The sequence below is a fragment of the Membranihabitans marinus genome, from assembly GCF_021729155.1.
Lineage (GTDB): Bacteria > Bacteroidota > Bacteroidia > Chitinophagales > Saprospiraceae > Membranihabitans > Membranihabitans marinus.
In genome coordinates this window covers 372,212-390,935 of the sequence record NZ_JAJQYA010000001.1, presented here as the reverse complement: position 1 = coordinate 390,935, position 18,724 = coordinate 372,212, and the positions used below count along the sequence as shown (strand labels likewise).

Here is an 18,724-nt window from a genome sequence, read left to right as displayed (position 1 = left end):
CCAAAGTTCTCTACATACTCATCATTTACGATCTGGTAGGCCGTATCTGTTGGATTCGCATTTAATATACTGGTCTGCAAATTATCATCTCCTCCATAGGTAACCAGTCCACTGATAAACTCAGCTCCAGCCCCATATTTTATCGTATCGCTTAAATCATAGTAAGCTCTTACTCCTGTGGTATCTTCTACTCGAATAACATAGGTGGTGGTAAACTCATTCACATTGCCAGTAGGCATACCATTCACCAATACATCCTTGGTCAACAATACTCCTGGCATTGGCACAGGTTGACAAGTAGAATCCCTTGAAACAGGTACCCCATCATTGATAACGGCTACGTTGGTCAGACCACTATTGGCTCCTCCATCATTACTATAGTCACAGTCAGCACTTTCCGCTGTTAATGTATTGGGATCTATCGTAAAGACTACCTCTACATAGAAACTATCTACCCCAAAGTTCTCTACATACTCATCATCCACTATTTGGTAGGCCGTATCTGTTGGATTCGCATTTAATATACTGGTCTGTAAATTATCATCTCCCCCATAGGTAACCAGTCCACTGATAAAGTCAGCTCCAGCCCCATATTTTATCGTATCGCTTAAATCGTAGTAAGCTCTCACCCCTGTGGTATCCTCTACTCGGATGACGTAGGTGGTAATAAATTCATTTAAATTACCTGTCGGCATGGCATTCACCAATACATCCTTGGTCAACAATACCCCTGGCATTGGTACAGGCTGACAAGTCGAATCTCGACTAATCGGTACACCATCATCGATAACAGCTACGTTGGTCAGACCACTGTTGCCTCCACCATCATTGCTATAATCACAGTCCGCACTTTCCGCTGTTAATGTATTGGGATCTATCGTAAAGACTACCTCTACATAGAAACTATCTACGCCAAAATTTTCAATATACTCATTATCTACTATCTGGTAGGCTGTATCCATAGGATTGGCCGTAACAATACCAGTCTGTAAACCATCTGGTCCTCCGTAAGTAACTTCCGCACTAATAAAGTCAGCTCCCAAGCCATACTTGATGGTATCACTTAAATCATAATAAGCTCTCACCCCTGTGGTATCCTCTACTCGGATGACGTAGATGGTAGTGAATTCATTTAAATTACCTGTCGGCATGGCATTCACCAATACATCCTTCGTCATCAAGACCCCAGGCATTGGGATGGGCTGACAAGTGGAATCTCGACTAATCGGTACACCATCATTGATAACAGCTACGTTGGTCAGACCACTATTGCCTCCTCCGTCATTACTATAATCACAGTCCGCACTTTCTGCGGTCAAAATATTCGGATCAATAGTAAAGATTACTTCCACATAGAAGCTATCTATTTCAAAATTTTCTACCGTCTCATTATCCACAATCTGGTATGCTGTATCTATTGAATTGGCTGTAATAATAGTTGTCTGCAATCCATTCGTTCCACCATAAGTAACTTCTGCACTGACAAAATTCGCACCTAATCCATATTTAATGGTATCACTTAAGTCATAGTATGCCAAATTACCCGTGGTATCTTCTACTCGAATAACATAGGTGGTAGTATATTCATTGACATTGCCAGTAGGCATGGCATTCACCAATACATCCTTCGTCATCAAGACTCCAGGCATTGGAATAGGCTGACAAGTTGTATCGCGAGATATTGGGACACCGTCGTTGATTACGGCTACGTTGGTCAATCCACTATTCGCCCCACCATCGTTACTATAATCACAATCAGCACTTTCTGCTGTTATGACATTGGGATCTATAGTAAAGATTACCTCTACATAGAAACTATCAACTCCAAAATTCTCAACATATTCATCATCCACTATTTGGTAGGCAGTATCCGTCGGATTGGCATTCAAAATACTGGTCTGCAAATTATCTCCTCCACCATAAGTGACCACAGCACTGACAAAATCAGCTCCTAAACCATATTTTATCGTATCGCTTAAATCATAATAAGCTCTAATCCCTGTTGTGTCTTCAACTCTAAGAACATAAGTCGTTGTATATTCATTGATATTGCCTGTAGGCATGGCATTTACCAATACATCCTTCGTCATCAAGACTCCTGGCATTGGGATAGGTTGACAAGTGGAATCTCGAGAAATTGGTACACCATCGTTGATAACAGCTACGTTGGTCAAACCACTATTCGCCCCTCCATCATTACTATAATCACAGTCCGCACTTTCCGCTGTTAATGTATTGGGGTCTATGGTAAATACCACTTCTACATAAAAACTGTCTACTCCAAAATTTTCTATATATTCATCATCTACGATCTGATAGGCCGTATCCATTGGACTGACTGTAACAATTCCAGTCTGCAAGCCATCAGGTCCACCATAGGTTACCGCTGCACTGACAAAGTCTGCTCCTAAACCATATTTTATCGTATCACTTAAATCATAATAAGATCTAGTGCCAGTAGTATCTTCCACTCGGATCACATAGGTGGTGGTAAATTCATTGACGTTGCCAGTAGGCATAGCGTTGACCAATACATCCTTCGTCATCAATACCCCAGGCATTGGGATGGGTTGACAAGTAGAATCCCTTGAAACAGGTACCCCATCGTTGATAACAGCTACGTTGGTTAGACCACTATTGCCTCCTCCGTCATTTGTATAATCACAGTCTGCACTTTCCGCTGTTAATGTATTGGGATCTACAGTAAACACTACTTCTACATAAAAACTATCTACTCCAAAGTTCTCTACATACTCATCATCTACGATCTGATAAGCCGTATCTACTGGACTGGCTGTAACTAATCCAGTTTGCAAGCCATCTGGTCCACCATAGGTTACCACTGCACTGACAAAATCAGCTCCTAATCCATATTTTAGCGTATCACTTAAATCATAATAAGATCTAGTACCCGTAGTGTCTTCCACTCGGATGACATAGGTGGTGGTAAATTCATTGACATTGCCAGTAGGCATTGCGTTGACCAAAACATCCTTCGTCATCAAAACCCCAGGCATTGGGATGGGTTGACAAGTAGAATCCCTTGAAACGGGCACACCATCATTGATCACAGCTACGTTGGTCAAACCACTATTGCCCCCTCCGTCATTTGTATAATCACAGTCTGCACTTTCCGCTGTTATTGTATTGGGATCTACAGTAAAGACTACTTCTACATAGAAACTATCTACTCCAAAGTTTTCTATATATTCATCATCTACGATCTGATAAGCTGTATCCATTGGACTGGCTGTAACTAATCCAGTCTGTAAGCCATCTGGTCCACCATAGGTTACCACTGCACTGACAAAATCAGCTCCTAATCCATATTTTATCGTATCACTTAAGTCGTAATAAGATCTAGTACCAGTAGTATCTTCCACTCGGATGACATATGTTGTGGTAAACTCGTTGACATTTCCAGTAGGCATAGCGTTCACCAATACATCCTTCGTCATCAAGACTCCAGGCATTGGGATGGGCTGACAAGTAGAATCCCTTGAAACAGGTACACCGTCGTTGATAACGGCTACATTGGTCAGGCCACTATTACCCCCACCATCGTTAGTATAATCACAGTCTGCGCTTTCTGCTGTTAAAGTGTTGGGATCTACAGTAAAGACTACTTCTACATAGAAGCTATCTACGCCAAAGTTTTCTATATATTCATCATCTACAATCTGGTAGGCCGTATCGGTTGGATTGGCATTTAGTATAATAGTCTGTAAATTATCATCTCCACCATAGGTTACCATTGCACTGACAAATTCAGCTCCTAAGCCATACTTAATTGTATCACTTAAATCGTAGTAGGCTCTGAAACCAGTAGTGTCTTCCACACGGATGACATAGGTGGTGGTAAACTCATTGATATTGCCAGTTGGTAAAGCATTTACTAAAATATCCTTGGTCATCAGTACTCCCGGCATTGGAATGGGTTGGCAAGTAGAATCCCTTGAAACAGGTACACCGTCGTTGATAACGGCTACGTTAGTCAAACCACTATTGGCTCCTCCGTCATTAGTATAGTCACAATCTGCACTTTCTGCTGTTAATGTATTGGGATCGATGGTAAAGACTACTTCTACATAGAAGCTATCTACTCCAAAGTTTTCTATATATTCATCATCTACAATCTGGTAGGCCGTATCGGTTGGATTGGCATTTAGTATACTAGTCTGTAAATTATCATCTCCACCATAAGTTACCACTGCACTGACAAATTCTGCTCCCAAACCATACTTAATCGTATCACTTAAGTCATAATAAGCTCTTACTCCTGTGGTATCTTCTACTCGAATAACATAAGTTGTAGAGAACTCATTGATATTGCCAGTTGGTAAAGCATTTACTAAAATATCCTTGGTCATCAATACTCCAGGCATTGGGATGGGCTGACATATGGTATCACTATTCATCGGTACACCATCGTCGATAACAGCTACGTTGGTTAGACCACTATTGGCCCCACCATCGTTACTATAGTCACAGTCCGCACTTTCTGCGGTCAATGTATTGGGATCAATGGTAAACACAACCTCTACATAGAAGCTATCTACTCCAAAGTTTTCTATATACTCATCATTGACTATTTGATAAGCCGTATCTGTCGTATTAGTTGTAACAATACTGGTTTGTAAACCATCTGGACCACCATAAGTTATTTCAGCACTAATAAAGTCTGCACCCAAGCCGTATTTTATCGTATCACTTAAATCATAATAAGCCCTATGACCAGTGGTATCTTCTACTCGGATCACATAAGTCGTCGTAAATTCATTGATATTACCTGTTGGCTCAGCATTTACCAATACATCCTTCGTCATCATTACCCCAGGTAATGGAATGGGTTGACATGTTGTGTCTCTACCTATTGGTACCCCATCGTTAATGACGGCGACGTTGGTCAGTCCACTATTGCCTCCTCCGTCATTACTATAATCACAGTCAGCACTTTCTGCGGTCAAAATATTCGGATCAATAGTAAAGATGACTTCTACATAGAAGCTATCTACTTCAAAGTTTTCAATGACCTCATCATCTACTATCTGAAACGCTGTATCCAGAGGATTGGCTGTAACAATACTGGTCTGCAGTCCATTGCTTCCACCATAGGTAACTGTAGCACTGACAAATTCTGCTCCTAAACCATACTTAATGGTGTCACTTAAGTCATAATAGGCTAGGTTGCCGGCCCCGTCTTCTACACGAATCACATAAGTCGTTGTATATTCATTGACATTACCTGTAGGCATAGCGTCCACTATGATCTCCTTAGTCATATAAACACTGGGTAATGGAATGGGTTGACAAATGGTATCTCTATCCAATGGTACACCGTCATTGATGACAGCTACGTTGGTCAGACCACTATTGCCTCCACCGTCATTAGTATAATCACAGTCCGCACTTTCCTCAGTAATAACATTGGGATCGATGGAAAAAAGTACTTCTACATAGAAGCTATCCACTCCAAAGTTTTCAATGACCTCATCATCTACTATCTGAAACGCCGTATCCATAGGGTTGGCTGTAACAATACTAGTTTGTAAGCCATCTGGGCCACCATAAGTCACTACCGCACTAATAAAGTCTGCACCTAATCCATACTTGATGGTATCACTTAAATCATAATAAGCTCTCACTCCGGTAGTATCTTCTACTCGAATGACATAAATCGTTGTAAATTGATTTACTACTCCAGTTGGTCTCGCTTCAACCAAAATATCTTTCGACATCGCTACCCCTGGTAATGGTATGGGTTGACAAATCGTATCACTGGCCATAGGTACGCCGTCGAATATAACAGCTACGTTGGTCAGACCGCTATTGCCTCCGCCATCATTAGTATAATCACAATCCGCACTTTCTGCGGTCAATGTATTGGGATCGATGGTAAAGATTACTTCTACATAAAAGCTATCCACTCCAAAGTTTTCTATATACTCATCATCTACAATTTGATAGGCCGTATCCAGTGGGTTGGCCGTAACAATACCAGTCTGTAAACCATCTGGTCCACCATAAGTAATTTCTGCACTTACAAATTCTGCTCCCAAGCCATATTTAATGGTATCACTTAAGTCATAGTAAGATCTAATTCCTGTAGTATCTTCCACGCGGATGACATAAGTCGTTGTATATTCATTGACATTGCCAGTAGACATAGCATTTACGAGAATGTCCTTAGTCATCAAAAGCCCAGGCATTGGAATGGGTTGACAAGTGGAATCTCGAGAAACAGGTACCCCATCGTTGATAACGGCTACATTGGTCAAACCACTATTGCCTCCTCCATCATTAGTATAGTCACAGTCCGCACTTTCTGCGGTCAATGTGTTGGGGTCTATGGTAAAGACAACTTCTACATAGAAGCTATCCACGCCAAAGTTCTCTACATACTCATTATCAACGATCTGGTATGCTGTATCCATTGGACTGGCTGTGATGATACTGGTCTGCAAACCATCACCACCTCCATAACTCACTAATCCACTTACAAAATTTGCGCCTAATCCATACTTAATCGTATCACTTAAGTCGTAATATGCTCTCACTCCTGTGGTATCCTCTATTCGGATAACATAAGTGGTGGTAAACTCATTGACATTACCAGTAGGCATGGCATTGACCAATACATCCTTAGTCATCAATACTCCCGGCATTGGAATGGGTTGACAAGTGGAATCTCGAAAAACAGGTACACCGTCGTTTATAACGGCTACGTTGGTCAAACCACTATTATCCCCTCCGTCATTAGTATAATCACAGTCCGCACTTTCCGCGGTCAAAGTGTTGGGATCAATGGTAAAAGTTACCTCTACATAAAAACTATCTACTTCAAAATTTTCAATAGTTTCATTATCTACAATCTGATAGGCCGTGCCCATTGGACTAGGAGTTACCATACTAGTTTGCAAGCCATTACTTCCACCGTAGGTAACCATTCCACTAACAAAATTTGCTCCTAAACCGTACTTAATGGTATCACTTAAATCATAATAGGCCAAATTACCAGTGGTATCTTCTACTCGAATAACATAAGTGGTAGTAAACTCATTGACATTCCCTGTAGGAATAGCATTGACCAATACATCCTTAGTCATCAATACTCCTGGCATTGGGATGGGTTGACAAGTGGAATCTCGAGAAACAGGTACACCGTCGTTGATAACGGCTACGTTGGTCAAACCACTATTGCCACCACCATCGTTACTATAATCACAATCCGCACTTTCTGCGGTCAAGGTGTTGGGATCTATAGTAAAGACCACTTCTACATAGAAGCTATCCACGCCAAAATTCTCTACATACTCATTATCTACGATTTGGTATGCCGTATCCATGGGACTGGTTGTAACGATCACAGTCTGCAAGCCATCAGCACCTCCATAACTCACTAATCCACTTACAAATTCTGCTCCTAAGCCATACTTAATCGTATCACTTAAGTCGTAATATGCTCTCACTCCTGTGGTATCCTCTATTCGGATAACATAAGTCGTCGTATATTCATTGATATTGCCAGTAGGCATGGCATTCACTAATACATCCTTAGTCATCAAAAGCCCAGGCATTGGGATGGGCTGACAAGTGGAATCACGACTAATGGGAACCCCATCGTTGATAACGGCTACATTGGTCAAACCACTATTGCCGCCTCCATCGTTACTATAGTCACAGTCCGCACTTTCTGCGGTCAATGTGTTGGGATCTACAGTAAAGACTACTTCTACATAGAAGCTATCCACGCCAAAGTTCTCTACATACTCATTATCTACGATCTGGTAGGCCGTATCCATGGGACTAGATGTAATGATACTAGTCTGCAAGCCATCAGCACCTCCATAACTCACTAATCCACTTACAAATTCTGCTCCCAAGCCATACTTAATCGTATCACTTAAGTCGTAGTAAGCTCTCACACCTGTGGTATCCTCTATTCGGATAACATAAGTCGTGGTAAACTCATTGATATTACCAGTAGGCATGGCATTGACCAATACTTCCTTCGTCATCAATACTCCTGGCATTGGGATGGGTTGACAAGTAGAATCCCTTGAAACAGGTACTCCATCGTTGATGACGGCTACGTTGGTCAGTCCACTATTACCCCCTCCATCATTACTATAGTCACAGTCCGCACTTTCCGCTGTCAATGTATTGGGATCTATGATAAAGACTACCTCTACATAGAAGCTATCCACGCCAAAGTTCTCAATAAACTCATCATCTACAATCTGATAGGCCGTATCCATTGGATTAGCCGTAACAATACCAGTCTGCAATCCATCTGGTCCGCCGTAGGTAACCACTGCACTGACAAAATCGGCTCCTAAACCGTATTTAATCGTATCACTTAAGTCGTAATAAGATCTAGTACCGGTTGTATCTTCCACACGGATGACATAGGTGGTGGTAAATTCATTGACATTACCAGTAGGCATGGCATTGACCAACACCTCTTTAGTCATCAATACTCCTGGCATTGGAATGGGTTGGCAAGTAGAATCCCTTGAAACAGGTACTCCATCGTTGATGACGGCTACGTTGGTCAGTCCACTATTCCCCCCTCCATCATTACTATAGTCACAGTCCGCACTTTCCGCTGTCAATGTATTGGGATCTATGGTAAAGACTACTTCTACATAGAAGCTATCTACTCCAAAGTTTTCTATATATTCATCATCTACGATCTGGTAGGCCGTATCGGTTGGATTTGCATTTAATATACTAGTCTGTAAATTATCATCTCCACCATAGGTAACCACTGCACTGACGAAGTCAGCTCCTAACCCATATTTTATCGTATCACTTAAATCATAATAAGATCTAGTGCCAGTAGTATCTTCCACACGGATGACATAAGTGGTGGTAAATTCATTGACATTGCCTGTAGGCATAGCGTTTACCAATACATCCTTCGTCATCAATACTCCTGGCATTGGAATGGGCTGACAAGTGGAATCCCTAGCTATCGGTACTCCATCGTTGATAACAGCAACGTTGGTCAAACCACTATTCCCCCCTCCATCATTGCTATAATCACAGTCCGCACTTTCCGCTGTCAATGTGTTGGGGTCGATAGTAAAGACTACTTCTACATAGAAGCTATCTACTCCAAAATTTTCTATATATTCATCATCTACGATCTGATAGGCCGTATCTACTGGATTGGCTGTAACTAATCCGGTCTGCAATCCATCAGCACCTCCATAGGAAACTGTGGCACTGACAAATTCTGCTCCCAAGCCATATTTAATCGTATCGCTTAAGTCGTAGTAGGCTCTGTAACCAGTAGTATCTTCTACACGGATAACATAAGTGGTAGTATATTCATTGACATTTCCTGTAGGCATAGCATTTACCAATACTTCTTTTGTCATCATCAATCCGGGTTTCGGAATCGGTTGACAAACAGTATCTCTAGCCACGGGGACACCATCGTTGATGACGGCTACATTGGTCAGACCACTATTCCCCCCTCCATCGTTGGTATAATCACAGTCGGCACTTTCAGATGTCAATACACTGTGATCAACAGTAAAGGTCACTTCTACATAAAAGCTATCCACTTCAAAATTTTCAACGGCTTCATCATCCACTATCTGGTAGGCTGTATCTGTAGTACTTGCGGTAACTAAACTGGTCTGTAATCCATTACTTCCCCCATAAGTTATAACAGCACTTTCAAAATTGGCACCTAAACCAAACATTATGGTATCGCTTAAATCATAGAACACCCTTAAACCCGTTGTATCTTCTACTAAAATCACATAAGTCGTAGTATACTCATAGCCATTACCTGTAGGCATAGCATCGGTTAATATTTCTTTCGTCAATCTTACTCCTGGCAGTGGGATAGGCACGCAAACACTATCCAATATTTCATCGATAGGAGAGACTAGACTGGCCACGTTGGTCAATCCTGTATTGCCCGCATTATTAGATGGATCACAATCTGCTAATGCTGGGGAAATCACTGAATAGTCCATTTGCAAAATATAGGAAACCCTAAAAGTATCCACCATACCTGGACCAACGGTATCGTTCATCACAATCAACTCATCGGATACACCATCGTACATTGTATTAATCATTCCCGACAAACCATCACCACCCAAATAGGTAATACTTGGACTCCCGACTACACTCACACCATCGGCAAAAGCAATGCTGTCATATAAGCTGTAGTAACCTTGGGTTACATCATCGTTTCTAGCAATTAGATTGTATTCCAATAAAAACTCATTAACAGTCCCCGTTGGTGTTAATCCAGCCAATTCCTTTTCAAATTGAATATCAGTAGAACAATTGGGATCTAGCTCTAATTCATAGCCTTCCGCTACTACACATCCATTGGCATCAGTCACCATAACACTATAAGCACCACCTGTTATATTGATTAAATCTTTACTCGATCCACCATTGCTCCAATTATAACTATAGTTAGGGCTGCCTCCCATTACATCGATACCCAATACGCCACCGGGATTATTCATATCACATATAGGCAATTCAATACTGGTAATTTCCAAATCCAAGACTTCTGCAGGCTCGGCTATTTCTATTATGGTTACTGTTCTACAACCCAATTCTGTGTATGCAGTAGCATGGTAAGTTCCCGCCCATAAATTCTCTATAACTGGACCTGTACCTACGATCAAACCTTGATCATCACTTAATGCCAATAATGTGCCTGGAGTACTGCTGGACAAATGTATAATGCCACTCGCATCTCCTATACACAGTACATCTGAATTCACTGTAGCGGTCAATTCCGGCCCACCCTGATTGCCGATCGCTACCGAGGCTAGGGTTGAACATCCATTGGCATCGGTCACCAATACCTCATAATAACCGGCTACCAAATTAATTAGATTTTTACTCGTCGAACCTGTATTCCATAAATAAGTAAAGGGAGCTGTACCTCCACTGACATTGACCGTTGTCGACCCATTGGATCCATTACAAGCCGCATCACTACCTATGATACTTACAGATAAATCTCCTGAACTTTCTCCGATAGTTACCACCTCTGTTTCAGTACAACCATTGGCATCGGTAACTACAACAGAATATATACCTGCAACCACATTGGTCAATGTATTACCTGTCTGTCCGTTGCTCCATAAATAATTATATGGACCGACCCCCTCATCTACCATTACAGTCGCACTTCCATCTGCATCCATACAAGTAGCATCGGTGACAGAAGAAATACTGATTCGAGGACCTTGTAAACTTCCTACAGTGAGAACGTACTCTACGCTATCGGTACAGGCAGGAACATCGGCTCTGACGACAACACGATAGGCCCCAGGCAGTAAACCAGTAATCAAACTATCGGTAGATATCTCCATATCATTGGAGTTGTACCAATTAAAGGTATAGCCAGAAGGACTACCGGTAGGTACAACAGCTGCTGTTCCCGTAGACATACCACATTCACTATCCACTACCACACTGGACTGAATCCCTATCCGAGGGCAACAATCTTCTTCCGATCCAATGGTTTGTTGACTGGATAATATACAACCATTGGCATCGGTAACTGAAATAGTATAAGTTCCAGATTCTACACCAATAAGGTTTTGTGTTGTTTGTCCATCTGGACCCCATAAATAAGTATAGCTGGGACTCCCTCCATTTACATGTAATTCTATACTACCATATTCATCATTACAGTCGGCGGCCTCTATTCTATCTATATCCAAGTGCATGGTTGGAGGATCATTTAATCTGACCACTTCCGACTCTACCCAACACCCTGATCCATTGACTATTACTACAGTGTAATCCCCAGGCAGTAATCCATCTAAGGTATCATTCATTGAGAGAGTAAGACCGTAATTATTCAAAATCATTATTTGATGCGGAGGGGTCGATGCGCCATTGACGAGATCAACAATGATGCGCCCCGTATTTTCGCCTGCACACAATGGATCTCTTGTTTCGACCGTAATATCATAATTGCTATTCATAGCATTAGTCAATAGGATCATTGTATCCTTACTACAACCTGTAGCATCTGTAACTGTTACATCATACACCCCTACGGGTAAATTATCTCTAAAAACATCTATACTTCCGTCACTCCACTCTATAAAATAGGGAGCTTGTCCGCCTATTGGCTCAAAAAATATACTTCCATTGTCACTGCCGCAAGTAGGATTCTCGGTAGTCACATTTACAGCCAAACCCTCATCACTAGACTTCACACACACTTCGAACAAATCACTACAAGATTGACCCACAGCATTCATCTCTACAACGTAGCATCCAGGCTCTAAATCATTTCTTAAGTAGCCAGTACCACCGTCACTCCATCGGTAATTATAATGTCTTGGACTCAGTTCTACCATACCTAAAGTACCCTCACTACAATTTGCTGCAATATTGACCAATTGACTCACCACTGGATTCTCTGCATTGGTACCGACGACCAATAATTCTTCAGCATAACATGCAGCGAATTCACTATAGGCTGTTTCCACTACTTTTACTCGATAGCTGCCCAATCCAATATTACTGCGTTGGGTGTGATCTAGACTGAGATCGCCTTCCGTAGTTGCCCATTCAATAATATAATTACTCGGATCCATAGGCAATACTATAGAAGCCAAACCATTATCGAGACCGCATTCAGCATCATTGACAATAGTATTGATCACTGGTGGAGTACAACATCCATCGTCAGAAATTACGATATCTATCGCTGTGCTTCTGGTACAACCATGTTCATCTGTCACCGTCAGTTCATAGGTGTAAACACCCATACCTACATCGTTGGTATTTAATATAGGGTTTTTGATGAAGGGATTGCTCAAACCCGTACTCGGAGACCAATCATAGGTTTCATTTCCGGTCTCCCCGATAATATAGGGTTCCAAATCTATAATTTGACCAAAACAAGCCGAAATATCTGGTAATACGGCTTCAGGTGCTTCCAAGTCTGACACTTCGACACTAACTTCCGTACTGGTAACACAACCAGTCAATTCATCTTCCTTGATCAATGTATAAGTTCTCGATACCGAGTCCACACATACCCCTGTCATCGATCCGAAAATATTATCTAAACCAACGGTGGGATTCCAATAAAAAGCTTGATTGGGTTCAGTATTTTCAAATCCGATGACGCCACAACTATTCCTACACAGAGTTATAGATTCCAATGGTGGAAGTGGATCGATACCGGTTACCTCAATGGTAATAATGTCTGAACTTGTACAGCCACCTGAATTTATGGTAACTTGATAGTTAAAAGTACCCGCACCAGAAATCTCAGAATCGAATTCCACAAAGGGCTGATTTGTACTACTCAATGCAGCCAATGGTGCACCACTAAGACCAGTCCAGGATATGCTGCCAGTATTACTTGCACTACCAATAGTCACCCTTTCTCCTAAGCACAGTTCTTTATCACTTCCTGCACTGGCCCGTAGAGTAGGGGAATAGGTTATCATACCTTGTGCCTTACAACCATTGATATCGGTAATATTAACTGTGTATGTAGTCTGGTTTATAGGTGCTGGATCTACAGTTGGTGAGGCAATATTTGGATTATCCATATTAAGTGTAGGAGTCCATGAATATGCGGTTATGGCGTTTCCTTGATTCGTATTAGCTCCAGGCCCCAGTAGATTTAACGCACCGGCACTGGGACAGAAGGTTTGATTCCCTGCCATAGTTATATCTGCCTCATTTACTTCTACTTGTATGGATAGTATGGTGTCGGCATGACATGCAGGGTTATTATATCGAACCGTCAATACATAATCCGTGGTTACCGCAGGCGATGCAGAAGCTTCAGAACAAGTACTGCAATCCAATCCTGTAGTCGGAAACCATTCATAGTTATAGTCTGGGTTGTTTTCTATGGTTCCTATTAATACATCATCACCTAAACAGATAACACCTGGATCCCGAGCTTCAACCTTTGGTGCTCTCGATAAATTGACCTGTAAGGTATCTCTATCTACACAGCCAGATTCATCATCGGTTACCTCTAGATAAAAGGTCAAAGGTGCAGCTATCAACACATAAGGTTGAGCTAAAGTATCACCCATAGAAGCTGGCATAGTAGTATTGGGAGGAGCCTGTCGCCAAGGAGCAACCGTGGGTTGCCACTGATAAGACCATCCCTCGACGGCCTCATCTTCACCCAATTGAATCACCGCTCCCTCACATATGAATCTAGGAGTTTTACCGGCATTGGCTTCTACGTGATTGACCGCAACTTCCACTGTATCGGTAATAAAGCATCCCGTCATTTCATCATGAACTATGACGGTATATTCGGTTGTCTCACTAGGACTGACTCGGGGATTGTTATCTGTCACTATGCCCGATTCACTGACTCCACTCCATTCAAAATTAAATGCAGACAAAGGGTCTCCAATAAATACCGAATCGCCCCTACAAATATTATAATCTTGTAAGTTTACCGTGGGAAGACCACTACCTAATTCATTGATCTTGATACTATCGATACAAGTGACATATTCAGGAGGTCTGCCTCCTTCAACATCAGAACAAGCATCGTCAAAATCAAAAGCTGAAAAAGCAGTTATTTTCAGAAAATACCATTCCTCATTCGCGTCGACGACCTTCAATGAATATTCCGTCGATAGTATATCTCCATCTGAATTGGTCCACTCAAATGTCCACTCAGAATTATCGGGCCAAGGTAGTCCTCCAGTCACTGGAATAAGGGTCAAAGTATCATTGGGCCCAGCCACAAGACAGTTGTTATCATCACTGGCAATATCAAAGTCACAACCACCAACCTCACACATTTCAATACGAACTGTATCTTTACAGACAAAACCCTTATATTCTATTATTTGCTCTACAAGATTAGAAGATCCTTCAGCAGCCATCTCATTTTCCAGCACACGTACCGAAGTGAGATTGGGCCCTGAAATTGTACCATTGATATCATCACCCATACAATCCCCATCGATATCCAGTCGCCCGTCCCCTTCCAAGATATTATAAGTATATAAGGCATTCCCTTGATATGGATCGGAATTGAATTGATCCCCAATAACCTTGGTCGCACATCGATCCGGTCCCATATCAGCTTTTAGAGTATAAACGGTTACTTCATCCTTAAACTCACAGCCCTCAGGAGTGAGCATGGTTAGGGTATATGTCACCTCATGATTATCTGGAAAAAAATTGCGATTAGAAAATGTTAAGGTGGGATCATTTTGTTCACTTAAGTCAATATAACCATTGAGTGGAGTCCATTGATATTTATATCCCGGAGTAGTAGGCAAACTAGGATTTCCTATGGTAATGGTATCATAATTTTCATGAATGGAAATAAAATTATTTAAACAAGTAGCCATATCAGGTCCTGCAAAATCAGTTATTGGCTCATTTACCACATTAACTATTACTTGATCAGTAAACGAACAAGTTCCACCAGCATCTGATGGAAAAGTCACCTCCACTTCATATACGGTATTGGTATTCGGCGAGGCAATCGGACGATCACAATCGGTACAACTCAAACTTCCAAAATCCCCAGAAACTACTGACCAATCATAGACTATCCCATCTTCTCCAGCTGGACGAAAAGTCCCAATTCTCACACCGTACTCATCTCCACAGAGGTATTTATCTGGTCCTGCATCGTATGACCACACTTTAATCGGTACTTGATCTAGGTCTTGACAACCTGCAGCATCAGTCACCTCTAAGGTATAGATAGAGTATAAATCAGGCTGGACCACTGGTCTAGCAATATTAGTATCTGCTAAATTCATTAAACCACTTTCTGGAGTCCAATGATAAGTATAAGGCGGTACACCACCAGTGGCTGCTGGAACACCTCCCAATTGCCAAGTCTGTCCCATACATATGGTGGCCGCCAATCCTGCATCTGCTACTGGTGCTACATCATTATTTATAATTACACTGTGTACATTAGAGATAGATATGGTATCATGGGGAGAGCAATTATTGGGATCGAGGGCTATTCGACGGAAAAAGATATCTACTGAACCCGCTTTACTAGGATGATAATCCTGTAGTATGGCTCCATTGATATCCTCCCAAGGTCCTCCAGGAGAATCAGCTTGCTGCCATTGATAAGTGGCCTTCTGTTCTGGATAGGTTTCAATACCATCCCTGTAAATATCAGGTAGTTCATCGGGATCTACAATCACCCTATTTCCAGTAATCGGACCAATTAAACCATTAATACAAGTCGATTGTTCGGTCGGAGATAATGTATTATCCAACCAATTTACTTCCTTTTCCAGATCAAATGAAAAAAACGTGAGGTCAGAGAAATTTTTATAAAGTGCAGCATCAGGGGTATAGATGGGTTGATGAGCATCTGTAGTCGTAGGGTATTCTTCAGGATCCCCTATTGAAGATCCGACATATAGTTTCCCATCGATAAATCTAGGGTTGGTCTTAAACCGTTCCCCATCAAGCCAATATTTATCAAATTCATCTAACCAAGCATCCCAACTATTCCTACCCCCCAAATAAGTCTTGTAGACTACTTTACCGGTTTTTCTACATATTTTGACAATCCGTGTAGGATCACCATTAGATATCGCCATCGGTTGCATAGCGTTCACCGATGATGTATTAAAAGCATAATAATTATCCCCAAAAACATAGATATAATCACCATCTATTACCACTTCAATTGGATTCACATCGATGACGGCTGAAGTCTTCAGACTACCGTCACTATTTAATATCAAATAAATTCCATCCTCTTCTCTGGTTGCTCCAGGTGTGGTAATAAGATCCGTAGAGTGTGAATATCCAGTAAACAAGATGTCGTTCCCATCGACGACGATACTTCGACGATAAGCCCAGTCACTCGGATAATCTTGGCTATCCCCCCCCCAATAGGTTCCATAATTTGTATTGCCTGTACTGCCATCTACAAATGCAATATAAAGATCAAATCTGTCTCCTGGGTCTGGTTGAATGGCATCTGCAGTTATTTCAAAATCATTATCAGAACCTTGAAAAATAACAGAATATACGATTACACTTTCTCCATCAGGATGAGGTTCAAGCGTAAGATAGCGCGTATAAACATTAGAAAATATATAGGCTTTTGTCCACAACTTTTGACCTTGACCATCGTAGGTCACCATAAAAATATCATCTCGGGTGTCATCATCAATTGTTCCATCAGAATAGACTATATCATTAGAAAGCGTCATTCCCGAAACGACAATATTCCCATTGGGCAATTCTACTAGATTCATTACAGACCGGTAAGTTTCGGCCATACGTGTTTTTTCGGAATTACTTCCACCAAAGAGAGTTGAAAAAACGAGATTCCCATTTCGGTCATATCGTCTTAAAAACATATCATATGTATTATTCGGTCCAGCAAAATCGGTACCGTCAGTCGTCAAAAAATCGCCACTGTTCCCTTTGGCTGCACCTAACAGTATTAAATCGCCATTCTCAGCAATCATTTGCCGTCCTATTTCAATACCTAAGTTGGGTTTTCCCGCATTATCGAGTCCGGGTAACAATACCCCGGTATTATCTGGTTTAATCACATAACCCCATGAATCTTTATTGGAATTGCCGTACTTTAACCTTGTATTTGTAATATAGGCATAGCCATCTTCGGCTACAATTCCGATATTTTCATCTCTGGGACTATATATATATGAACCCGATCCTAAAAAACCATGCTCTGAACCTGGCAATTCAGTGACCAATACCGGTGTCATTGTCGATTTCTCCACCTTAGCTAAATAGCAAAATAATGAATTGTTTCGTGAAGCCAATCCAAAATTATTGGCTGTAGTCTGCACTGTAATAGGGTTAGACGGCTCATTTTTTGCTGAATATATATTACATAGATAATACACATAATCATCATCTTGTCCAATAGCTATAACCTGGTCCGAATGATTCGTCCTCAAATATGATGAATATTCAAGTTCACCATCCGGTGAAAACTTACCTATAAGACTATTAGAGAAAGGATTATTGGCTGTACCAAAGTCGGTTTGCCATGCATCTGGCGTAGTCACTGTACCTCCATCACCATAATTCGCATCTCCATCCCATCCTCCCGACACCACTACTGATCCAAAATAGGTAGATCCATCATCTCCTACGACGTAATGTAAGCCCCTATTCCCTGTAGTACCTCCAAAATAAGTCGACCAATCCAAAACCGGATGTGGGCTTTGTGCACTTGTCTGTCCTGAAAGAAGTAAAAATAGGGTATAAATCAGGAATTTCTCATAGGATAAATTCAATACAGAAAGCTTTACATGTCTTGCTGTTTCCTTCGCCCAAATAATAAACATAGAAAGTCTGTACCATACTTTATTAAGCATAATTCAATTTTTAAAATTTCTAAATTATTTTTTGGGGCGAATCGAAGGCATATGCCTAAATCAAAGATTTACTACTAGTCCTACACAAAGAATCAATTTAAGCTACAACGCATTAAAAATAACCCTAATGTATACACATTTATAAATCGACGAGATAAATATATGTAATCGAGTTAATATTTTTATGTCATTTAAAATATATAATTATTTATATTTGTTTTTTTGACATAATTTTAAATACAAAAGTACAAAAATAAACAAACTTTCACATTTAATTCGAGATAAAATTTATATTTTGTAACAATTAAATTACATTTTAATAAAAACATAAACAAACGAATTAAGTAAACAACTCCCTCTTGCCACCACCTAGA

General features: G+C 41.1%; 1 protein-coding gene. It reads right to left on the bottom strand.

The genetic code is table 11. The features are described 5' to 3' along the window. On the bottom strand, window positions 1–18,350 hold an 18,350-nt coding region (locus LVD51_RS01340), incomplete at its 3' end, for a SprB repeat-containing protein (RefSeq protein WP_236969372.1). Window positions 18,351–18,724: the final 374 nt, after the last annotated feature.